The following is a 22,948-nucleotide window of genomic DNA, read 5'->3' on the forward strand; positions in this document are numbered from 1 at the left end:
CGCCTCCTTACTCAGCCGCGACGGACATCGGCCCGCGCTGCTGGAAGTCCTCAGGAAAATGGGTGATCGCACTCATGACGGGCATCGGCGTCAGGCCGCCCATGGCGCAGAGAGAGCCGTCGGTCATCACCTCGCAGAGGTCGGCGACGACGGCGAGGTTCTCGCTCGGCCGTATGCCGGCGATGACCTTGTCCATGGTCTCGACGCCGCGGGTCGCGCCGATGCGGCAGGGCGTGCACTTGCCGCAGGATTCCGCTGCGCAGAACTCGAACGCGAACCGCGCCTGCTTTGCCATGTCGACGGTGTCGTCGAAGACAACGATCCCGCCGTGGCCGACGAGGCCCTTGTTGGCCGCCATCGCTTCGTAATCGAGAGGCGTATCGAGGAGGTGGTCCGGGAAGTACGCACCGAGGGGCCCCCCCACTTGAACCGCGCGTATGGGACGACCACTCCGTGTGCCGCCACCGAAATCCTCGATGATCTCGCGCAACGTGATGCCGAAGGCGTACTCGATCAGGCCGCCGTGCTTGACGTTGCCGGCCAGCTGGATCGCAAGGGTCCCGAGCGAGCGGCCCATGCCGTACTCGGCGTAAGCCTCGGCGCCGTGTTGCAGGATGTAGGGTACGGCCGTGAAGGTCATCACGTTGTTCACGAGCGTCGGCTGGCCGAGGAAGCCCTTCAGCGCTGGGATCGGCGGCTTGGCACGTACGATGCCGCGGCGGCCCTCCAGACTCTCCAGAAGGGACGTCTCCTCACCACAGATGTAGGCACCGGCCCCGAGGCGAACCTCCAGATGGAAGGCCTTGCCGGAATTCATCACGTTATCGCCGAGGAGCCCGGCCTTGATACCGTTGGCGATCGCTTCCTTGAGGGTCGAGAACGCCTGCGGATACTCGGAGCGCAGGTAGATGTAGCCACGGGTAGCACCGGTCGCGAAGCCCGCGATGGTCATGCCCTCGATGAGATTGAAGGGGTCGCCCTCCATCATCATGCGATCGGCAAAGGTGCCGGAATCGCCCTCGTCGGCGTTGCAGACCACGTATTTCTGCTCAGCCTGGGCGAGCATCACAGTGTTCCACTTGATCCCGGCGGGGAAGCCTGCGCCACCCCGGCCGCGAAGGCCGGACTCGCGCACTTCCGCGACGATGCCGGCAGCGTCGAGCTTAAGGGCGGCTTCCAGGCCCCGGTAGCCGCCATGCGCCCGGTAATCCTCCACCGAGACCGGATCCACCACGCCGCAGCGCTGGAAGGTGAGCCGATGCTGACGCGCCAGATAGGGGATTTCCTCCGGCCGCCCGAGCCGGAGAGGGTGCTCACCACCCTCGACGAGGCCCGCATCAAGCAGACTGTCGATATCGGCTGGCGTCACCGGCCCGTAAGCGATACGGCCCTCCGCCGTCGCGACCTCGATCATCGGCTCAAGCCATAGGAGGCCTCGGGAGCCAGTGCGAACGATGGTGACGTCGAGGCCGCGGCGCTCGGCGCCGGCGAACAGCGCGCGGGCGACGCGGTTGGCACCGAGCCCCAGCGCCACGGCGTCGCGCGGAACGGTGATCGTGATGCTCACGACTTCATCTCCGTCAGGGTGGCTTCGAGGGAAGCGGCGGTGAGCCGGGCCAAAGGCTCGTCGTTCACCAGGGCTCCGGGCCCATTGGCGCAGAGACCGAGGCAGTAGACGGGCTCCACGGTGACCTGACCGTCGGCCGTGGTTCCGTGCCAGTCGACCCCAAGACGTGACAGGATCGCGGCATGCAGGGCGTCCGAGCCCATGGCTTGGCACGCTTCGGCCCGACAGAGCTTAACTTGGTGGCGCCCGGCCGGTGCGCGACGAAAGTCGTGATAGAAGGTGATGCAGCCATGCACCTCCGCGCGCGACAGGTTCAGTGCGTCGGCGATAAGCGGCACCGCGCCTTCATCGACGTAGCCGAAGGTCCCCTGCAACGCATGGAGGATCGGAAGTGTCGCCCCTTCGAGGTGGACGTGTTCGGCAATGATCCCGGCGGCACGCGGCTCGCTCCAGGGCTCGTTCGGCACCATTGTTCCTACCCGGACTGAGATTGTTCTCATTCCAGGGTGGTATATCGCCAACCAACGATCAATCGCGCTGATCCGTGAAGCGACAACGGTTTTTTGTCAGCGAACGATGTTGCGACGCGAAAAGCGACGGTAAACAGGGGCCGATTTAATGCGTTCTCAAGGTCTTTTTACAAGGCGTCGATCATTTCATTGATCGACGCGGCAACGTTCCGCGCCTCGACGATCAGCGCAGCACAAAGGGGCGTCATCGGTTCGCGTTCCGGCACCACGAGGCCGACAACGTGGCTGAGATCCGGATCGACGATTGGCACGGCTCTCACGCGGTCACTCAAACGGAAGGTGTCGGCGAGTACCGCCGGCATGATGCTCGCCCATTTGGCGGTACGAACGTGAGTTAGCAGAACGATCATCGAGTTGGACTCGAGCAGCGGGGCGACCGTCGTTCCTGCATTCAGCAGTTGCCGATCGATGATCCGCCGGTTCTGCATATCAGGGGTCAGCAGACACAGAGGCAGGCTCGCGACCTCATCCCATGTGACCGTTTCCCGTTCGCCGAACACCCCGTCGATCGCGGTCAGGAGGCGATAGCGCTCTCGATAGAGTGAGACAGCCGTCAGCCGACCGAGGGGCTCATTCTCAAGATACGTGATCCCGGCGTCGATCTCGAGATCGGCGATCAGGCGCCCAATTTCTCCAGAGGTGGTGGAGTGGACAGAAAAGCGGACGTTCGGGTGGCGCGCTCGAAACGGCGTCGTGAGCGCGGCGACGATCGGGGTCGCAGTCGGGATTGCCGCGAGGCGCAACGTTCCCGCGAGCCCGCGCCTAAGACTCGCAACTTCCTCGCGCATCGCCCTCGCATCACCAACGATGCGGCGAGCCCACTCAAGGACGCGCTCACCCTCCGGAGTGAATCCCTGAAAACGCGAACCCCGTTGCACGAGAAGCACACCGAGCCGTTCTTCCAACTGCTTCACCCCGGCCGAGAGGGTCTGCTGCGAGACATTACAGACCTGAGCTGCCCTGCCGAAGTGACGCTCACGCGCAAGAGCGAGGATAAATTCGAGTCGATCGATCACGGACGGCCCCTTCGCAAGCCTTGGAGCCAGGCTACGCCTCCTCATCTGGGCTGAAGCATTCCCAGGGGCGCGTCGCCTAGCCTGCGACATTTCGATAGACCGTCAGCGGCCTGAGTCGAGACCTTCAAGCCGCATGATGCGACGCTGTTGCGGTTGCGCGCTTCACGCCCTTGTGGTCTGACACGCCAATCGGCCAGACGTGGGTCATTCCCTCGAAAGGCCCGCGATCCGCGAAATGCACTTGCGATTTAGAACAAACCCAGCAAGACGCGCGGCATCGACGATCACAATCACGGGGAGCCACGAGAGGCACATGCGGACGACGCAGGCGCAACACCGGTCATCATGGGGGCTTGCCGCGCTCGGCGCGTTCCTCGCTTCTTCCTCATCCGCGCTCGCGGCCGGCATCGGCCAGCCCGTTCCGTGGCAGATGGACCGCCAGGTCGCGGTCACCGAGAACGCCCGGGACATTCATTCGTTCGAACACGGCATGCATTGGCTGTCGTTCGGTATCTCGCTGTTCGTGCTCGGCTTGATTCTCTATTGCGTCTTCCGGTTCAGCGAGAAGGCGAACCCGACGCCTTCGAAGACCACGCACAACACCATGATCGAAGTGGCCTGGACCATCGTCCCGGTGCTGATCCTGGTCGCCGTCGCGATCCCGTCGTTCCGCCTCCTGCGCACGCAGCTCTCCGACCCCAAGGCCGACGTCTTGGTGAAGGTCATCGGTCATGCGTGGTACTGGTCCTACGAGTACCCGGCTGTGGAGAACGGCGGCGGCTTCACCTTCGATGCCAACCTCGACGAGGACAAGCAGCCGAAGCTGTTGGGTACCGACAACGACATGGTCGTGCCGGTGAATAAGATCGTAAAGATCCAGGTCACTGCCGCCGACGTCATGCACTCCTGGGCGATGCCGTCCTTCGGATTCAAAATCGACGCCGTTCCGGGCCGCCTGAACCAGTTCTGGTTCAAGGCGGAGCGCGAAGGCACCTACCATGGCCAGTGCTCCGAGCTTTGCGGCGCGCGTCACGCCTACATGCCGATTACGGTTCAGGTCGTGAGCGAAGAGGCCTACGCCAAGTGGCTCGCCGAAGGTAAGACTAAGTTCGCCCGCATCGACGACCCGTCGAAGTTCGCCGACGCCCGGTAAGGGCGCGGATTTCGGACCCGGGCCCTTGAGCGGCGCCCGGCTCCACCCATCGAGATGATCACGAGAAACCTGGACTAAGGTCTGCATCCATGGCGAACGCCGCTGCACATACGGGGCACCACGACGCCCACGACCACCACATGCCGTCCTTCTTCTCCCGCTGGTTCCTGTCGACGAACCACAAGGATATCGGCACTCTCTACCTATTGTTCGCGTTCTGCGCGGGCATCATGGGCGCGTTCCTCTCCTTCGGTATCCGCATGGAGATGGAAGAGCCCGGGCTCCAGTATTTCGCCAATCCCGGCACTTACAACGTGTTCGTGACCGGCCACGGTCTCATCATGGTGTTTTTCATGGTGATGCCTGCCTTGATCGGCGGCTTTGGCAACTGGTTCGTGCCCCTCATGATCGGCGCGCCCGACATGGCGTTCCCGCGCATGAACAACGTCTCGTTCTGGCTGACGGTCGCGGGCTTCCTGAGCCTCGTCTGCTCGCTCTTCGTCGAGGGCGCTCCTGGCTCCTCGGGTGCTGGTACCGGCTGGACCGTGTACCCGCCCCTGTCGAGCGCCGGCCACCCGGGTCCGGCGGTCGATTTCGCGATCTTCGCCCTCCACCTCTCCGGCGCCGGCTCGATCCTCGGTGCGATCAACTTCATCACCACCATCCTGAACATGCGCGCGCCGGGCATGACCCTGCATAAGATGCCGTTGTTCGCCTGGTCGATGCTGGTGACCGCCTTCCTCCTGCTGCTGTCGCTTCCGGTGCTCGCCGGCGCGATCACGATGCTCCTCACCGATCGGAACTTCGGCACGACGTTCTTCGACCCGGCCGGCGGCGGCGATCCGGTCCTCTACCAGCACTTGTTCTGGTTCTTCGGTCACCCCGAAGTGTACATCATGATCCTGCCGGCCTTCGGCATCGTCTCGCACATCATCTCGACCTTCTCGCGCAAGCCGGTCTTCGGCTACCTCGCCATGGCCTACGCCATGGTCGCGATCGGCGTCGTCGGCTTCGTCGTGTGGGCGCACCACATGTACACGGTCGGCCTGTCCCTCCAGACGCAGTCCTACTTCGTCTTCGCAACGATGGTCATCGCGGTGCCCACCGGCGTGAAAATCTTCTCGTGGATTGCGACGATGTGGGGTGGTTCGATCCGCTTCACCGCTGCCATGCACTGGGCGGTCGGCTTCATCTTCCTGTTCACGGTTGGCGGCGTCACCGGCGTTGTCCTCGCAAACTCGGCGGTCGATAAGTACCTTCACGACACCTATTACGTCGTGGCGCACTTCCACTACGTCCTGTCGCTCGGTGCCGTGTTCATCATCTTCGCCGGTGTCTACTACTGGTTCCCGAAGATGACCGGTCACATCATCCCCGAGTGGGCCGGCAAGCTGCACTTCTGGCTCGCTTTCATCGGCGCGAACGTCCTGTTCTTCCCGATGCACTTCCTCGGCTTGGCCGGCATGCCGCGCCGCTACGCCGACTACCCGGAAGCCTTCGCCGGCTGGCACAAGGTTTCTACCTGGGGCGGACACATCTTCGCCCTCGGCATGGTGGTGTTCTTCATCGGTGTCGTTCTGGCCTTCCGTTCGAGCAAGCGCGCCGCCGACAATCCGTGGGGTGAGGGTGCGACCACCCTGGAGTGGACCCTGTCCTCTCCGCCGCCCTTCCACCAGTTCGAGACCCTGCCCCGGATCGTCGAAGAGCCGGGTCACCACTGAACAGGTTACCAGCTTCGAGGATTGCGAGGACCGCGCGAGCGGTCCTCGCTCTTTCCCGGAGGCCCCGGTCAAGCTTCGGGAGTTCGCTCCTCGAGTGTGCTGAGGTCTCCCGCAAAGGGCGGCGCCACGCGGCGCGATCTGAAGCCCCACCAAACACGAAAACCGTATCGGGACCCCATGACGAGCGTGTCGAACAGCCTATCCGCTGGCGCCGAGCCGCAAGTTCTGTCGCCGGTTGGCGGCGAGGTGTCGGATTTCTTCGCCCTGCTGAAGCCGCGGGTGATGATCCTTGTCATCTTCACCGCGCTCGTCGGCATGGTGGTCTCGAACGTCCATATCCAGCCGGTGGTCGGCTCCATCTCACTGCTGATGATCGCTGTCGGCGCAGGCGCCTCGGGCTGCCTGAACATGTGGTGGGACGCGGACATCGACGCGGTGATGACCCGGACCGCAAAGCGTCCGATCCCGGATGGGCGCATCCGACCGGATGAGGCGTTGGCATTCGGCATCGTGCTGTCTGTCGGCTCGGTGTTGGTCCTCGGTCTCGCTTCCAACTGGGTGGCGGCCGGGCTCCTAGCCTTCACCATCGTGTTCTACGCCGTGGTCTATTCGATGTGGCTGAAGCGCGCGACGCCGCAGAACATCGTCATCGGAGGTGCTGCCGGCGCCCTCCCCCCGATGGTCGGTCAGGCGGCCGTCACCGGCACCATCGGCGTCGAGTCGCTGGTCCTCTTCATGATTATCTTCATCTGGACGCCGCCGCATTTCTGGGCTCTGGCCCTCATCAAGTCCGCCGACTACGCCAAGGCGGGCATCCCCATGATGCCAAACGTCGCCGGCCCGGATTCAACGCGTCGTCAAATCATCGGCTACTCGATGCTGCTCTTCCCCCTCGGACTCGCGCCTGTCGCCCTCGGTTTCGGCGGATGGCTCTACGCGATCACCGCGCTGCTGGGCGGTCTCGGGATGCTGGCTTTCAGCGTCCACGTCTTCCGCAATCGCGAGGGCGAGCCGGAGCGCAAGGCCGCCATGGGCATGTTCGGATTTTCGATTTTGCACCTCTTCCTGATGTTCGCGGCCCTGCTCGCGGAGCAGAGCCTCGGCCTCTTCCGCGCGGTGAGCCTGTGAGCGATCGCCCTGGCCTTCCCGGAACGCCACGACCGTTGACGCCCGCGGAATCGCAGCGTCGGCGCAAGCGCTCCATTGCCATCGCGACCGTCCTGTTCGCGCTGGTGACCATCTTCTACGTGCTGACGATCGCGAAGCTTGGGCCACAGGTCCTCAACCGTCCGATCTGATTGCACCGGACAACGGAGACGCTTCTGATGGTCGACCCCAGACATGCACCGCCGCGTGGCGTTGGCCGCAAGGCCGGCGTGACGGCCTTCGCCTGTGCGGGCCTCGCCTTCGGGATGATCGGGCTCGCGTTCGCGTCGGTGCCACTCTACGACATGTTTTGCAAGGCGACCGGCTATGACGGCACGCCGCGTACAGGTCTTGCTCCGACTGCTGCGGCGATCGATGACAGCATGGTGGTCCACTTCGACACGAACGTGTCGTCGAGCTTGCCCTGGCGCTTCCAGGCCGAGTCGCCGAAGGTCGAAGCCCGACTCGGCGAGACGAAGACCGTCTTTTTCCGCGTGAAGAACACCGGTAGCACGCCTTCTACAGGCATCGCCACTTTCAACGTGCAGCCGGGTCTCATGGGAAGCTTCTTCGTCAAGGTGCAGTGTTTCTGCTTCAACGAGCAAACCCTGCAGCCGGGTGAGACGATGGATTTTCCCATGGTGTTCTACATTGACCCTGAGGTCCGCAAGGACTCGAATACCGCGCATCTGTCTGAGATGACGCTCTCCTACACGTATTTCGCCTCGAAGAACGGTCAGCCCACGGCCGCGCTTGCGACAACGGGCGGCACGGGGACGAAGTCGAATTTTTGATGGCACAAGCGTGACAACAGCGCACGACCCTGGGTAAGGGTTTGCCACAACAATCCGGGGCAACCCGGTCGGGAAGACGCAATCAGTGGATCGAGGGCCGGCGACGGTCCGGAGGTCGGGGGTAGGAGAAGAGTTCAATGGCCGAGGCGCACGCCAAAAATCACGACTTCCATATTCTGGCCCCCAGTCCCTGGCCGCTGATCGGTGCCTTCTCGGGTTTCCTGATGGCCTTCGGCGCCGTGTTCTGGATGAAGAGCCTTCAGATCGGCACGCTCACCCCTGGCCCCTACATCTTCGGCGCCGGCCTCCTCGGCGTGCTCTACACCATGTTCGCTTGGTGGAAGGACGTCGTGCATGAGGCCAACACGGGCGACCACACCCGCGTCGTTCAGCTGCACCACCGCTACGGCATGATCATGTTCATCGCCTCCGAGGTGATGTTCTTCGTTGCTTGGTTCTGGGCCTATTTCGAAGCCGCGCTCTATGCCGCCGATCCGATCCAGGCCTCGCGCGTCGACTTCACGGGGGGTACCTGGCCGCCGAAGGGTATCGAGGCGTTCGACCCGTGGCACCTGCCGCTGCTCAACACTCTAATCCTTCTCACCTCCGGTACGACGATCACTTGGGCGCACCACGCCCTGCTAAACGATGACCGGAAGGGCTTGAAGTACGGCCTTTGGCTGACGATCATCCTCGGCGTCCTGTTCTCCGCCTGCCAGGCCTACGAGTACGCGCACGCCCACTTCGGTTTCTCGGGCAGCATCTACTCGTCGACCTTCTTCATGGCGACAGGCTTCCACGGCTTTCACGTCATCATTGGGACGATCTTCCTCGCGATTTGTCTCTACCGCGCCTATCTCGGTCAGTTCACCACCCGCCAGCATCTCGGCTTCGAGTTCGCCGCCTGGTACTGGCACTTCGTTGACGTAGTCTGGCTGTTCCTGTTCGCGTCGATCTATGTCTGGGGTGCGGGGGTCGGTCACGCAGCTCACTGAGCCCGGCTTGGTCCGTAGGGCAGTGTTGAAGAGGGCGGCGTGAGCCGCCCTTTTTCATGGTCGCGCCTGCCGCGCACATAGTCCATGCCCATATGGAGTGGCACGGCGCAGCGCCGTACGAGGAGTGATCGATCTTGGACCCATCGCGGCCGAAGCCTTCCCCCATATCCGCCGGCCTGCGCGGCCGTTGTCCCCGTTGCGGCGAGGGGCACATGTTCGACGGCTTCCTCACGTTCCGCCCATCCTGCGAGGTCTGCGGTCTCGACTACGGCAGTTTTAATTCGGGAGACGGGCCGGCCTTCTTCGTGATGTCGATCGTCGGCATCGTAGTCGTGGGGCTCGCGCTCTGGATGGAGGTTACCTATGAGCCGCCGATCTGGGTGCATGCCCTGGTGGCGGGCACCCTGTCGATCGGACTCAGTCTTCTGCTGGTGCGGCCACTCAAGGGTGTCCTCGCGGCCCTGCAATTTACCAATAAGGCCGAGCAAGGGCGCTTCCGCTAATCATGGCTCCGACACTTCGTCCCGGCGCCTGGCGCAGTATCCTGGCGCCCGGCCTCGTCTCACTGATCTGCCTCGCGATCCTCCTCGGTCTTGGAGTCTGGCAGCTTGAGCGCAAGGGAGAGAAGGAAGCCCTGATTTCCCGCATCCTGGCGCGATCGAAGGTTGAGCCGCCAGCCGCGCTTCCCCCGACGCAGAGTTGGGATCAAGCCCGGGACGAGTTTCGACGTGTCCGTGTCACGGGGCGGTTTCGGCACGAAGCCGAGACGCTGGTCCACGGGCTCGCCGCGGGCGAGGTGCCAGGACGGGCGCTGCAGGGCTACTACGTCCTGACACCCTTTCTCCTTGAGAATGGTGGCTCCATCCTGATCAATCGCGGCTTCGTGCCCACCGAGTTGAAGGCGCCCGCGAATCGCGCGGCCGGCCAGGTCGACGGCATCACCACCGTGACTGGGATACTTCGCGGATCAGAGCCACGGACGATGTTCGTGCCGGCGCCGGATCCGGTGCGGAATGAATGGTTCAACCGCGACATCGCTGGGATCAGCGCTTCCCGCGGTCTCACCGACCCTCGACCCTACCTCGTCGAAGCAGATGCCACGCCAAATCCCGGCGGCTGGCCGAAGGGTGGGCAGCTTCGGGTCGATCTTCCGAATAACCATTTGCAATACGCTTTCACGTGGTTTGGAATTGCAGCCTGCCTCGTCGGCGTGTTCAGTGTCTTCGCTTGGCGTCGACTTCACGACGAGTTGCCACCCGCGCAATCGTGACGCATGCGGCCGAGTACTTGCTTCAGCTGCGCCGGTGATCCCGCTAGCCTCCGGGTGAACGGTCACGATACGGAGTGGGCCCCATGCGCACCGTCCTGCTGTTTTTTACTCTGATGTTCATGCCTTCGGCCGCTATTGCGGTGGATGCCGCCGCGCGGGATGCGGCAAAGGCCACGGTGGAACGCCAGATCGACGCCTTCCGTCGAGACGATGCGGCCACCGCTTATGCTCAGGCCGCCCCTGCGATCCAGGGGCTGTTTCCCTCACCCGAAACCTTCATCGCGATGGTCAAACAGGGATACGGCGCCGTCTACCGAAACCGGCGATTTAGTGTGGATCGCATCGAGGATGCCGGTGACGACGGCGTGGCCCTCGGCGTCACCTTGCAGGACGAGGACGGGGCCGACTGGGCTGCTCTCTACAGCTTGGAGAAACAGTCGGACGGCGCCTGGCGAATCACGGGATGCCGTCTGGTCAAGGCGCCCGGCAGCAAAGCCTGACCCGCCCCGAGACTTTCGACACGCCCGCCGACATCGTGTAGACGGGGCGCCTTCCCGGAGGCCCCCTTGCTTCACGTCTCGACCCGCGGCGCCGCGGCACCCCTCAGCTTTTCCGATGCCCTTCTCGCCGGCCTCGCCCGCGACGGCGGCCTCTACGTGCCCGAAAGCTGGCCGCAGATCGCCAAACCGACGATCGCCGCACTGGCAGGCCTGCGCTATGCCGATGCGGCCAAGACCGTGTTGCGCCCCCTCATCGACGGGGAGATCGCCGATGCGGACCTCGATCGGATGATCGAGGAGGCCTACGCGACCTTCCGGCACCCGGCCGTCTGCCCCCTTACCCAGCTCGACGACAACCTGTTTCTGCTGGAGCTCTTCCACGGCCCGACGCTCGCGTTCAAGGACGTCGCGATGCAGCTGCTCGGGCGCCTGATGGACCATGTCCTGCGTGCCCGCGGCGCACGGGCTACCATCGTCGGCGCCACATCGGGCGATACCGGCAGCGCCGCGGTCGAGGCGTTCCGCGGCCTCGATCAGGTCGATATCTTCATCCTGTTCCCAGAAGGGCGCGTGTCCGAGGTCCAGCGTCGTCAGATGACATCGGTCGGGGCACACAACGTCCACGCCATTGCCATCGACGGCAATTTCGACGACTGTCAGAACATCGTCAAAGCCCTGTTCCAACACGCGGATTTTGCCGACGACGTTCGGCTGTCGGGCGTCAATTCGATCAATTGGGCCCGAGTCGCCGCACAGGCGGTCTACTACTTCACCTCGGCCGTGGCCCTCGGCGCTCCTCACCGTCCGATCTCCTTCGCGGTCCCGACCGGGAATTTCGGGGACATCCTGGCCGGCTGGGTCGCCAAGCGCATGGGCCTGCCGATCGAGCGCCTCATGATCGGCACCAATGCCAACGACATTTTGGCTCGCACCCTCGAGCACGGCGCGTACGAGGTCCGCGGGGTGCAACCGACCACCTCGCCCTCGATGGATATCCAGATCTCCTCGAACTTCGAGCGCCTGCTGTTCGAAGCCTTGGGACGCGATTCTACGAGCCTTGCGCGGCTCATGGCCGGGCTAAAGCAGTCGGGCGGCTTCCATCTCGATCCGTCCGTCCTCGAGACCGTACGCGGCGAGTTCGATGCCGCTGCCGTCTCCGAGCCTGAGGTCATGGCTGAGATCGCCCGCACCCATGCGGAGACTGGACACGTCATCGATCCACACAGCGCCATCGGCATTCATGCAGCGCGCAAGCTCCTGCGTCAGGACCCACACACGCCGGTTGTGGCGCTGGCCACAGCTCACGCTGCCAAGTTCCCCGACGCCGTCGCCAAGGCGATCGGCGGGCGGCGGCCTGAACTTCCGCCGCACCTCGCCGACCTGATGGATCGCAAGGAGACCTTTTCGCGCGTTGCCAACGATCAGGCGGCGGTCGAAACCTTCATCCGCGAGCGCGCCCGCATCACCAAGGGAGCGTAATCGCTCATGAACCAACATTTCGCCACCCACGGCGCCTCGCCCGATCTCAAGATCACCAAGCTCGACAACGGTGTCACCGTGGTCACCGAGGCGATGCCGGGCGTGGCGACGGCGACGCTTGGCGTCTGGGTCGGAGCCGGCTCGCGCCACGAACGCGCCGACGAGGGCGGTCTGAGCCACCTCATCGAGCATATGGCCTTCAAGGGTACGAAGACCCGGTCCGCCCGCCGCATTGCCGAGGACATCGAGAATGTCGGCGGCGACATCAATGCCGCAACGAGTGCCGAGGGAACGAGCTACACCGCGCGGGTGCTTGGCGAAGATGCAGGCGTTGCCCTCGACGTGATCGGAGACATCCTCACCAATTCGGTCTTCGATTCCGGCGAACTTGCGCGTGAGAAGAGCGTGATCCTGCAGGAATACGCGGCGATCGAGGATACCCCCGACGACGTCGTCTACGAGGCGTTCACCGAGGCGGCCTTTCCGAATCAGCCAATGGGGCGGCCGATCATTGGCACGCCCGAGACGATCAACAGCTTCGACCGAGCAGCGATCGAGGCCTACATCGCGCGGGAATATACCCCCGACCGCATCGTCCTGGCGGCGGCGGGCGCCATCGGCCATGACCAGATCGTCGAATCGGCTTCACGCTATTTCGGTGATCTGAAGCCGACGCAGCCGCCGGAAGCAGTCCCGGGGGTCTATGGCGGTGGCGAGAAGCGGCTGCCGAAGAAGCTCGAGCAAGCCAACGTCGTGCTCGGCCTGCCAGGCCTGTCGTTTCGCGACGACGATTACTACGCGCTTCACATCTTCGCACAGGTGCTCGGTGGCGGCCTGACCTCGCGGCTGTGGCACGAGGTGCGCGAAACGCGAGGCCTGGCTTACGAGATCCAATCCTTTCATTGGGCGTTCTACGATTGTGGTGTGTTCGGAATTGGCGCCGGTACATCCGGGGGTGACCTCGCCGAGCTGATGGACGTGACGCTGGACGCCACGATCCGTGCCGCGGCGGATGCCGACACGATCGAAGTCGCGCGGGCGAAGGCCCAGCTGAAGGTCGCGCTGCTCTCCGCCTTGGAGACCCCTGGTGGCCGAATCGAACGCAACGCCCGACAGATCCTGGCCTGGGGCCGGGTTATTCCAGCCAGCGAGGTCATCGCGAAGGTCGACGCGGTCACCGTCGACGACGTCCGCCAAGCTGGCCGACGCCTGCTGAAGGGCGCCCCAACCCTCGCCGCCATCGGCCCGATCAAGAAGCTTCCGACGCTCGACCGCATCACAGCGGCGTTGAAGGCGGCGTGAGCTTGGCCTTTGCGGCTTGTTTTGGCCGCAAAGGCGGGCGATCGAACCTCGTCGGCGCCACGGTTCACAACCGGTGAACGCCGTCGCGCAAGGCAACCGTTTGCCTTGCTCGTCGAGGCCCCCACCGATACGACTGGATGCACAGCTGAGCCGTCTCCCGTCGCCTGTTTCCATCGATCATGCCTCGCCCGGCCGGAACACTCGCCCGTTGCGTAGATTCGCCCTCGTCCTAGCCGCCCTCGCTGCGGCACTGCTCAGTGCCCTGATCGTCGGAGGACCGGCGCAGGCCGTCGAGGCGGTCCGCGTCACGCTCGACGCGCCCGTCATCGATCTCACACCGATGATCGAGCGCTATCGCTCCGATGGCGACCTGATTCAGATCTCCACCGCTCCGGGCAAGGACGGGATCGTCCGCCGCATCGTGGTCAAGGCCCGTGAGACGGGCGCCCGCCCTGACTGGATGGTGTTCGCCCTGACCAACGATACCGACGAGCAGGTGGATCGAGTCCTCGTCGCCCCGCATTTTCGCCTCGTGGGTTCGGGTGTTGTCTGGCCCGATCTCGGAGGCTCGCGCATCGCCGCCATCACGGCGAGCCAGGGCATTCGGCCGGAGCGCGACGAGAACCCGGAAGCCGATCAGTTCGTCATCACCCTCGATCCCGGTGCGACGGTAACCTACGTGGCCGAGCTCCGAGGCCCGAACATCCCACAAGTGTACCTCTGGGATCAGGAAGCTTATCGCAAGAAGGCCAACGGCCTGACCCTGTACAAGGGCATTATTATCGGCATTGCGGGTCTCCTCGCCCTCTTCCTGACGATCATCTTCGTCGTGAAGGGCGCGATCATTTTTCCTGCCGCCGCGTCCCTGGCTTGGGCCGTGCTGGCCTACGCGTCGATCGATTTCGGTTTCCTGCAGCGCGTGTTTCCCATCACCGAGGTTGCCGAGCGTGTCTATCGCGCCTCGACGGAAGCGGTTCTCGGCGCGACGCTGCTGGTCTTCCTGTTCGCCTATCTGAATCTCAGCCGGTGGCACGTCCGCTACAGCCACGTGGCGATCATCTGGCTTCTGTTCCTGGCGTGCTTGGTGGGCCTCGCAGTCTTCGATCCGCCTGTGGCGGCGGGTGTCGCCCGCATTTCCATTGCGGCGGTGGCCGGGGTCGGCCTGCTGCTGATCGTCTATCTCGCAGCGCACAACGGTTATGACCGCGCCATCCTGCTGGTGCCTACTTGGTGCCTGCTTCTCGTCTGGGTGGTGGCTGCAGGGTTCGCGATCACGGGGCAGATCAGCAGCGACCTGGTACAACCGGCCCTCATCGGCGGCCTCGTACTGATCGTCATGCTGATCGGCTTCACCGTGATGCAGCATGCGTTCGCCGGCGGTGGCCTGACCCACGCTCTTGTCTCTGACACCGAGCGTCGCGCATTGGCCCTTACCGGCGCAGGGGACGTGGTGTTCGACTGGGACGTACCGGGTGACCGGGTCTTTGCCGGTCAGGAAATCGAGGGACAGCTTGGTCTGAAACGCGGTGCCCTCGAAGGCCCTGCGGCCAACTGGCTCAGCTTGGTCCATCCGTTCGACGTCGAGCGCTACTCGGCTGCCCTCGACACAGTCATCGAGGAACGCCGTGGCCGTATCGTACACGATTTCCGCCTGCGCTCGACGGCCGGCCCGTACTATTGGTATCGCCTCAAGGCACGGCCCGTGATTGGTTCGGACGGAGAGGTGATCCGGGTCGTCGGCACGATCAGCGATGTCACCGAGGTGAAGACGGCCGAGGAGCGGCTTCTCCACGATGCGGTGCATGACAGCCTCACGGGTCTGCCGAACCGCGAACTCTTCTATGATCGCCTCGATGCGGCGCTGGCTTTCGCCAGCCAGGATGCCCGGTTACGGCCGACGACGATCGTCCTCGACATCGATCGGTTCAAGGCCATCAACGACGCCATCGGTCTGTCGGCCGGTGACTCGATCCTTCTGACACTGTCGCGTAGACTCGGACGCCTCCTCCGCCCACAGGATACCCTGGCCCGTGTCGCGGGCGATGAGTTCGCCCTGATCCTGATCTCCGAACGCGAGCCGGACCGCATTCTCGCGTTCGCGGAGATGATCCGCAAAGCGATCGCGACACCAATCACCTATGCGGATCGCGAAATCTTTCTGACGGTCTCTGTCGGTCTCGCCCTCTACGAGGGTGGTGCGAATCTGAAGCGGGAAGAGGTGTTCAAGAACGCCGAGATGGCGATGATCCAAGCCAAGCGCGGCGGTGGGGATCGCACCGAAGTGTTCCGCGCCACCATGCGTAACGAGCGCAGCGATCGCTTGATGCTGGAAGCCGATCTGCGCCGGGCGCTGGATCGCAACGAGATGAAGGTGCTGTTCCAGCCGATTGTCCGGCTGGAGGACCGCACCGTCGCGGGTTTCGAGACGCTCCTGCGCTGGGACCATCCGAAGCTCGGCCGCATTGGTCCCGCGACCTTCCTGCCGATCGCGGAAGAAAGCGGCTTCATCGTCAATCTTGGTATCTTCGCCTTGGAGCGAACCGCTCTCGAGTTGGCAGCTTGGCAGCGTTCCCTCGATGTGGAACCGCCGATCTTCGCCTCCGTCAACATCTCCTCACGACAGCTCCTCCGCCACGACCTCTTGCATGACGTGAAAACGATCCTCGCCCGTTCAGGAGTTATCCCTCGCTCTTTGAAGCTGGAGATGACCGAGAGCCTGGTGATGGAGAATCCGGAATACGCAGCGCAGATGCTTCACCGCATTCACGACCTTGGAGCCGGCCTGTCCCTGGATGATTTCGGCACTGGCTACTCGGCCCTCTCCTATCTGCAGCGCTTCCCCTTCGACACGATCAAGATCGACCAATCCTTCGTACGCCAGATCGCGACGGGTCAGACCGCCATCCTACGATCGATCGTCAAGATGGCACAGGAACTCGGCTTGTCGATCATTGCGGAAGGCGCCGAGTCGGAAGTCGACACACAGATCCTATTCGAACTGGGCTGTGAATATGCGCAAGGTTTCGCCTTCGGCGAACCGATGTCGATGCTTCAAGCTCGGCAGTTGCTCGGTGCGGCGCCCGAAGCTGCCTGAGTCAGATTAGTCGGATGCGTGCAAACCATCGCATCCAGTTAAACCTCCCTTAACCATGATCCGGCATCCTCAGCTTCGAGTTGATGTGCGGGCGGCAAAGCGCAACGCGCTGGCCGAGGGAGATGGGGTCATGGCGCAGGCTGCGTTGCGGATCGTGGACGACGAGATCGACACCGGTCTGGTCCGACGCTTGATGGCGCGTCCGCTTCGCGCGGCGCCGGATGTCGCGGTGGTTCCTGAGGTTCCGGCTGCCGCACCCATCGCAGTCGCGACGTCCGGTACGGCACCGGCAGGTGAGGTGTCGCGGCTCAAGGCCGAGGTTGCGGTCATGAAAGCCGTACTGGGGGCTGAACGTCGCGAGGTCGACCGGCTCCGCGCCTGCATCAGCCGGATCGATGGCGCCGAGCCACTGTCGCCGGAGGCACAGGCGGTCCGCGACCGTTGGGCCGCCCTGGTCGACCATCTGCTCCACGAACCGCGCTGAGACGAGGCGTCGCTCAGCGACACCTCCGCGACGCACCCACTCCATTCCCCACACCTGAAGGACGACCATGAGCACCCGCTGCTCGCTCGTCGTCAACGGCAAGTCCGTGCGCGTTTCCACCGGTGACACCCCGCTGGAAGCCGCTCTTGCCGATGGGATGATCGCTGCCACGCCTGGAGCCGGTGGCCAGGGCGCTGGCCCTGCCCCACGCCGGGCTCAGAGCCGCGCCCATCGTGGTGAGGCTATCAAGCTTTCGCTGCCTCGCGCAGCTGCCATCGATCCACCCTCTCGCCTGGTGCTGCCGAGTCGACCGACCGCCGTGCAGAAGCGGACCGGCACGGTCACCGAGATCACCCCCCTTGGTCCGCATACCTTCCAAGTCGTCGTGACGATCACCCGTCGGCTTGCCCTGGAACCGGGTCACGGGCTCGACGTCACATTCGAAAATTTCGCGCCCGTCACCCTGAGCCCGACCCTGCGCGTCGACGGATCGGCGGAACTCAACGAGTTGGTGTTCCACCTGCGCCAGGACCGCGACGGCTTCGGTCTCGGCCACGAATTGGTGGAAGCTCTCGCGTGCGATCACCCGGTGAAGGTGAAAGGGCCCGTCGGTCGCGGCTTCTACCGTGCAGGGGGCGGACGCCTCGTTCTTGTTGCTTCCGAGACCGGCTTTGCACCGATCTGGTCCATTGCCCATGCAGCGCGCTACATCGAACCGGCCCGTGAAATCATCCTGGTGGTCGGGGCGCGCAATCCACTCGACCTTTACATGCGACCGGCGCTCGATTGGTTGCGCGCGACCGGCGTCACCAAAATCGTCACCGTCTCCGACCGCACCCGTCAACGTCCGCCCGAAGTTCGCCCGGGGCCCCTCACAGCACACCTGCCATCACTGCGGAGCACAGACGTGGTTCACGTCGCGGGGGATGCCTCGACCGTCGGAGCCGTGGAGGTACTCGCCGCCACCACCGGGGCCCGGTGCCATCCGATCCTGATCGACGCCGGGATCTAGCTTGGCCCCCGACCCCGCTGAGGCGATCAAACGAAATGAGCCGCATTCCCCCGGGGATGCGGCTCAGTCATTTCTAGATTGCAGCCGCGACCTGCCCGGCCCCATCTCGGGAGCCGGGCGCACTGGGCAGATCAGCTGAGCCGAACCCGCCAAATTTCCTCTGCATATTCCCGCATGGAGCGGTCGGATGAGAACCACGCCATCCGAGCGGTGTTGAGGATGGCCGTACGCCACCAAGCCTTCGGATCGTTCCAGGCCTGATCGACCGAGCGCTGAACGCGCCAGTAATCGTCGAAATCGACGGTGAGGAGATAACGATCGTTGTGGCGCAGGTCATCGACGATCGGTCCGAAACGGCCTGGCTCCTCGGGCGAAAAGCCTCCAGCCTCGATGAGGTCAAGGGCGGCTTTCAGGCGGGGCGAAGCGGCGATAGCCGCCTCAGCGTAGTTCGACTCCGCCATCCGAGCCTGCACCCCGGCCGCATCGAGGCCGAAGATGAAGATGTTGTCCGCGCCCACATGGTCACGGATCTCGATGTTGGCGCCATCGAGGGTACCGATCGTCACCGCGCCGTTGAGGGCGAGCTTCATGTTGCCGGTACCGGAGGCCTCCATGCCGGCCGTAGAGATCTGCTCGGAGAGGTCGGCCGCGGGGATGATCGCCTCCGCCAAGCTCACAGAGTAGTTCGGCAGAAAGACCACTTTCAGGCGGCCCGCCACGTCCGGGTCGGCGTTCACCACCTTGGCGACGTCGCAGGCGAGCTTGATGATGAGCTTGGCCTGGACGTAGCTCGGTGCCGCCTTCCCGGCAAAGATCTTCACGCGCGGCGTCCAGTCGGCCGTCGGGTCAGCCTTGATCGCCTGATACAAGGCAACGGTCTCGATCACGTTGAGGAGCTGGCGCTTGTACTCGTGGATGCGCTTGATCTGTACGTCGAAGAGGGCCGACGGATCGATCGCGACACCAGTGCGATCGGCCACCACCTGCGCGAGTGCCGCCTTCCGCGCACGGCGCATCGCCGCGTAGCGGGATTGGAAGTTCGCATCGGATGCGACATCGGCCAAGCCGGTGAGCAGTTCGGGCGTATCGAGCACCTCAGGCCCGACTGCCTCGACAACGAGGGCTGTGAGTTCCGGATTGGCGTTGTGGAGCCAGCGCCGGAAGGTAATCCCATTCGTCTTATTGACGATCTTGTCCGTGTCGAGGGCGTGGAGCTCCTTGAACACCGTCGAGCGCATCAGATCGGTATGCAGCGCAGACACGCCGTTCACGCGGCGGGCTCCCAAGAATGCAAGATGGCCCATGCGGACCCGCTTGCCATGGGTTTCGTCGATGAGTGACACGGCAGCGAGCTTCTCGGCAGAACCACGGCCCTGCTTGCCCTGCTCTTCAAGGTGCATCCAGTTAATTAGGTAGATGATCTGCATATGCCGCGGCAGCACGCGCTCCATCAACTCGACCGGCCAAGTCTCCAGCGCCTCGGGAAGAAGCGTGTGGTTCGTATAGCCGAGAGTGTGCGTCGTGACGTGCCAGGCATCCTCCCAGTTGAAGCCATGATCCTCGAGGAGGAGGCGCATCAACTCCGGCACCGCGATGGCGGGATGCGTATCATTGAGCTGGATTGCGGCATGGTCGGGCAGCGAACGCAAATCGCCGCGCTCGGCTGCATGCCGGCGCACCAGATCCTGCAGCGAGGCGGAGGTGAAGAAGTATTCCTGCCTCAGGCGCAGCTCCTGGCCCTCGGCGGACGAGTCGCTCGGATAAAGCACGCGAGAGATTGCTTCAGCGCGAGCCCGCGCTGAAACGGCACCCACATGGTCTCCGCCATTGAACTGAGCCAGCTCGACAGGCACGTGGGCTTCGGCCTTCCAGAGACGCAGCGTATTCACATGGCGTCCGCGCCACCCGACGACCGGCACGTCATGTGCCACCGCCCGTACCGTTTCGGCCGGATGCCAATGGCGACGGATCACGCCTTCGGAGACCGACGACATGGTGACGTGGCCACCGAAACCGATCGTGTAGGTCGCCTCCGGCCGCGGAAATTCCCAAGGGTTGCCCTCGGCGAGCCAGGTCTCCGGGGCTTCCTTCTGCCATCCGTCCTCCAGGGATTGCCGGAAGAGGCCGTGATCGTAGCGAATCCCGTATCCGATAGCGGGGATCGACAAGCTGGCCATGCTTTCCATGAAGCAGGCGGCGAGACGTCCGAGGCCGCCGTTCCCCAACGCGGCATCCGGCTCCGCCGCCTCCACGTTGCCCAGTTCCACGCCAAGTTCGCGCAGGGCCGTCCGGGTGGTCTCGACGAGGCCGAGATTGTTCATGGCATCGGAGAGAAGACGACCGATGAGGAATTCCAGGGATAGGTAATAGACCCGCTTGTTGGGAATCGACCCATCCGCATCGTGGCAAGCATCGACGACCCGGTCACGCAGGGCGAGGGCGGTCGCGGCGAACCAGTCACGCTCACGTGCAGTCCGGGGCGTCTTTCCGATGGCATAGACCAGCTTGGCCAGGATGGCCTCCCGCAGGTCCGCTACATCATCGCCGGACGGCTTGTGCAGTGGTCGGGTGCGTTCTCGCAACATTGGCGAGGGCCCTCGTAGAGTCATCTCCGAAGCCTCCATCGATGTGGTGACGTCGGAATTGTCTCGTCCGATGAGTTTGTCGTTCAGCACGTCTTAGTCCCCCCTTCTCGGCCGTCAGACTTGGAAGCCGCCGCCAGGATGACAACCCTGGGGCTATCATGCTCTCGAGCATTCCAGTTCTGCGTTCGGCTCGGTCCCCTTCGTTTCGTCTCGCCAACCGGTGCAGCATGGGCCGTACCGAGCTCGCGATCTTTCTCTAGTCTGATGTTCGATCCTCGCCCCGGAGCCCCATTCTCGCACTCCACCAATGCTGCGAATTCGGTACCGCTTTAGGATGGGGTACTTTGCTTGCCCGAGCGTGCCCTACTGGCGCCCCATCGAGACCACAGAGCTCCCCTGGAACACAAACCTGCGTCATGGTGTCCGACAGTCCCAGCCAAACCGTTCGGGAATGAGACCACACCACGTTCGAATATTGTCTGAACGCCTCTCAATCCGAGCGGGTCGCGCGAAGTGCCGTCTGCAGCTAGGGTCCAACCCGAACGCGACCGGGGCGCGTCGGCGGAGGATTGCATGGCGGATACGGTCTGGTGGAAGAGCGGCACCGTCTATCAGGTCTACCCGCGCTCCTTCCAGGATAGCGACGGGGACGGGATCGGGGATCTGCGCGGGATCACCCGCCGTCTCGACTATCTCGCCTGGCTCGGCGTCGATGCTGTCTGGATCTCGCCGTTCTATCCCTCTCCGATGGCGGATTTCGGTTACGACGTCGCGGACTATTGTGGCGTCGACCCCTTGTTCGGAACACTGGAGGACTTCGACGCTCTGGTGGCGGAAGCCCATTTCAGGCGGCTCAAGGTCATCCTCGATTTCGTCCCGAACCACACCTCGATCGCCCATCCGTGGTTTGTGGACAGCCGCGCTTCGCGCACGAGCCCGAAGCGGAATTGGTACATCTGGCGCGATCCCGCCCCCGATGGTGGTCCGCCCAACAACTGGATCAGCAATTTCGGCGGCCCCGCCTGGAGCCGAGACGCAGCGACGGGGCAGTACTACTACCATGCCTTCCTGCGCGAGCAGCCGGACCTGAACTGGCGCAACCCGGAGGTTCGCGCGGCGATGCACGACGTCCTCCGCTTCTGGCTCGACCGCGGTGTCGACGGTTTCCGTGTCGACGTGATTTGGCACCTGATGAAGGATGAGGGCTTCCGCGATAATCCTGCCAATCCGGGCTTCACCTCGGGGCAGGCCGAGATCAATCGCTTCACTCAGGTCTATTCCGCGGATCGCCCCGAGATCTTCGATGTCATCGCAGAAATGCGGGCCGTACTCGCACCCTACGGTGATCGCGTTCTGATCGGCGAGATCTACCTGCCCGTTGAGCGACTCGTAGCGTATTATGGCGCCGATCTGGCAGGCGTCGATCTGCCCTTCAACTTCCAACTCATTCAAACGCCCTGGAACGCACGCTCGGTGGCCGAACTCGTCGTCGCCTACGAGGACGCCCTTCCCCCCGGCGGATGGCCGAATTGGGTGCTCGGCAACCATGATCAACCCAGGATCGCGGCACGGGTCGGTGCCGCACAGGCCAGCATCGCGGCGATGCTTCTGTTGACCCTGCGCGGCACGCCGACGCTCTACTACGGTGACGAGATAGGCCTCGCCCACGTGCCCATTCCGCCAGACCGGGTCCAGGATCCCTGGGAGCGCAACGAGCCAGGCCACGGCCGTGATCCCGAACGCACGCCGATGCAGTGGGACGACTCACCCAATGCGGGTTTCAGCGTGGGCGAGCCTTGGCTCCCCCTCAGCGCGGATGCGGTAGCCCGGAACGTCGAGCTCCAGTGCGACGATGCCCGATCGCTCCTCACCCTCTACCGTCGCCTCCTGCGCCTCCGCCGGGACTATACGGCTCTCTCGACGGGAGGATTTCGCAGCCTGCCTTCATCGAATGCGTTCGTCTTTGCCTATGAGCGGCATGACGCTGATACGACGCTCCGCATCCTGCTAAACTTTAGTGCATCGCCACAAACCGTCAGCGATACGGGGGCATATGGTGGCGCATGGACCGTTCTCCTTTCCACCCACACGGACCGAGCCAGCAGCCTGCACGCCAACGATTTGGTGCTCGAGGCCAATGAAGGCCTGATGCTCATCAGAGGCTGGAGCTGACGGTCGCAGCGAGCATCACATCAGCGTGTGAAAAGCGGGCAGAAGCGTCTCCTTCCAAGAAAGTTTCTGAACGTGGCTTGAATTGTGCAACGCAACGGAACAATCACCGTCTCGCTGCGTTCACGAGG

Annotated in this window: 19 protein-coding genes; 15 read left to right on the plus strand and 4 right to left on the minus strand. The window is 63.8% G+C overall.

Translation table 11 applies throughout. From position 1 onward, the window contains the following. Window positions 1-7 precede the first annotated feature (7 nt). The 3 genes from CRT23_RS03400 to CRT23_RS03410 all read right to left on the minus strand — a co-directional run bounded on the left by CRT23_RS03400 (window position 8) and on the right by CRT23_RS03410 (window position 3,113). A complete protein-coding gene (locus CRT23_RS03400) occupies window positions 8-1,567 on the minus strand; it encodes a formate dehydrogenase beta subunit (RefSeq protein ID WP_103708610.1) in 1,560 nt (519 codons plus the stop codon). Then, on the minus strand, window positions 1,564-2,037 hold the full coding sequence (locus tag CRT23_RS03405; protein ID WP_103708611.1) for a formate dehydrogenase subunit gamma: 474 nt from the start codon (window positions 2,035-2,037) through the stop codon (window positions 1,564-1,566). Before CRT23_RS03405 ends, CRT23_RS03400 begins: the two co-directional genes overlap by 4 nt. A 167-nt stretch (window positions 2,038-2,204) precedes the next feature. Next, entirely contained in the window at window positions 2,205-3,113 is a 909-nt protein-coding gene (locus tag CRT23_RS03410; RefSeq protein ID WP_103708612.1) for a LysR family transcriptional regulator, read from the minus strand. A 313-nt stretch (window positions 3,114-3,426) separates the two neighbouring features. Between CRT23_RS03410 and coxB the strand changes: the two genes are divergently transcribed. The 14 genes from coxB (at window position 3,427) to CRT23_RS03475 (ending at window position 18,063) form a co-directional block, all read left to right on the plus strand. Then, window positions 3,427-4,266, plus strand: coding sequence for a cytochrome c oxidase subunit II (gene coxB, locus CRT23_RS03415; RefSeq protein WP_103708613.1), 840 nt, complete (start codon window positions 3,427-3,429; stop codon window positions 4,264-4,266). 89 nt (window positions 4,267-4,355) lie between these two features. Then, entirely contained in the window at window positions 4,356-5,987 is a 1,632-nt protein-coding gene (gene ctaD / locus CRT23_RS03420; protein ID WP_055954879.1) for a cytochrome c oxidase subunit I, read from the plus strand. Between the two features lie 177 nt (window positions 5,988-6,164). Continuing rightward, window positions 6,165-7,115 carry a heme o synthase gene (locus tag CRT23_RS03425; protein WP_103708614.1) on the plus strand — a complete coding sequence of 317 codons (951 nt, stop codon included), beginning with the start codon at window positions 6,165-6,167 and terminating at the stop codon, window positions 7,113-7,115. A 35-nt stretch (window positions 7,116-7,150) separates the two neighbouring features. After that, window positions 7,151-7,285: a hypothetical protein gene (locus CRT23_RS29555; protein ID WP_280951947.1), complete on the plus strand. Its 135-nt coding sequence runs from the start codon at window positions 7,151-7,153 to the stop codon at window positions 7,283-7,285. Window positions 7,286-7,312: 27 nt separating this feature from the next. Next, window positions 7,313-7,927 carry a cytochrome c oxidase assembly protein gene (locus CRT23_RS03430; protein WP_103708615.1) on the plus strand — a complete coding sequence of 205 codons (615 nt, stop codon included), beginning with the start codon at window positions 7,313-7,315 and terminating at the stop codon, window positions 7,925-7,927. A 137-nt stretch (window positions 7,928-8,064) separates the two neighbouring features. Beyond that, complete coding sequence (locus CRT23_RS03435) at window positions 8,065-8,922, plus strand: cytochrome c oxidase subunit 3 (protein WP_103708616.1); 858 nt, start codon at window positions 8,065-8,067, stop codon at window positions 8,920-8,922. A 134-nt stretch (window positions 8,923-9,056) separates the two neighbouring features. After that, window positions 9,057-9,425: a DUF983 domain-containing protein gene (locus CRT23_RS03440; RefSeq protein WP_055954894.1), complete on the plus strand. Its 369-nt coding sequence runs from the start codon at window positions 9,057-9,059 to the stop codon at window positions 9,423-9,425. A 2-nt stretch (window positions 9,426-9,427) separates the two neighbouring features. Further along, entirely contained in the window at window positions 9,428-10,192 is a 765-nt protein-coding gene (locus CRT23_RS03445; protein ID WP_103708617.1) for an SURF1 family protein, read from the plus strand. A gap of 83 nt (window positions 10,193-10,275) precedes the next feature. Next, window positions 10,276-10,692, plus strand: a complete 417-nt coding sequence (locus CRT23_RS03450) for a DUF4864 domain-containing protein (RefSeq protein ID WP_103708618.1) — start codon at window positions 10,276-10,278, stop codon at window positions 10,690-10,692. 66 nt (window positions 10,693-10,758) lie between these two features. Beyond that, on the plus strand, window positions 10,759-12,171 hold the full coding sequence (thrC, locus tag CRT23_RS03455) for a threonine synthase (RefSeq protein ID WP_103708619.1): 1,413 nt from the start codon (window positions 10,759-10,761) through the stop codon (window positions 12,169-12,171). A 6-nt stretch (window positions 12,172-12,177) separates the two neighbouring features. Then, the gene (locus CRT23_RS03460) at window positions 12,178-13,473 is read left to right on the plus strand and encodes a pitrilysin family protein (protein WP_103708620.1); all 1,296 of its coding nucleotides are present in this window, start codon (window positions 12,178-12,180) and stop codon (window positions 13,471-13,473) included. Between the two features lie 208 nt (window positions 13,474-13,681). Next, the gene (locus CRT23_RS03465; protein WP_103708621.1) at window positions 13,682-16,567 is read left to right on the plus strand and encodes an EAL domain-containing protein; all 2,886 of its coding nucleotides are present in this window, start codon (window positions 13,682-13,684) and stop codon (window positions 16,565-16,567) included. A 130-nt stretch (window positions 16,568-16,697) separates the two neighbouring features. Then, the gene (locus tag CRT23_RS03470) at window positions 16,698-17,051 is read left to right on the plus strand and encodes a hypothetical protein (RefSeq protein ID WP_103708622.1); all 354 of its coding nucleotides are present in this window, start codon (window positions 16,698-16,700) and stop codon (window positions 17,049-17,051) included. Window positions 17,052-17,118: 67 nt separating this feature from the next. Next, the gene (locus CRT23_RS03475) at window positions 17,119-18,063 is read left to right on the plus strand and encodes a ferredoxin--NAD(+) reductase (protein WP_103708623.1); all 945 of its coding nucleotides are present in this window, start codon (window positions 17,119-17,121) and stop codon (window positions 18,061-18,063) included. A gap of 131 nt (window positions 18,064-18,194) precedes the next feature. Here the strand turns inward: CRT23_RS03475 and CRT23_RS03480 are convergent, their stop codons facing one another. Continuing rightward, entirely contained in the window at window positions 18,195-20,648 is a 2,454-nt protein-coding gene (locus CRT23_RS03480) for a glycogen/starch/alpha-glucan phosphorylase (RefSeq protein WP_245435942.1), read from the minus strand. A 573-nt stretch (window positions 20,649-21,221) separates the two neighbouring features. Between CRT23_RS03480 and CRT23_RS03485 the strand changes: the two genes are divergently transcribed. After that, entirely contained in the window at window positions 21,222-22,820 is a 1,599-nt protein-coding gene (locus tag CRT23_RS03485) for an alpha-amylase family glycosyl hydrolase (protein ID WP_103708624.1), read from the plus strand. The last annotated feature ends 128 nt before the right edge of the window (window positions 22,821-22,948 follow it).

The sequence above is a fragment of the Methylobacterium sp. V23 genome, assembly GCF_002917135.1.
In the GTDB taxonomy this organism is placed as follows: domain Bacteria; phylum Pseudomonadota; class Alphaproteobacteria; order Rhizobiales; family Beijerinckiaceae; genus Methylobacterium.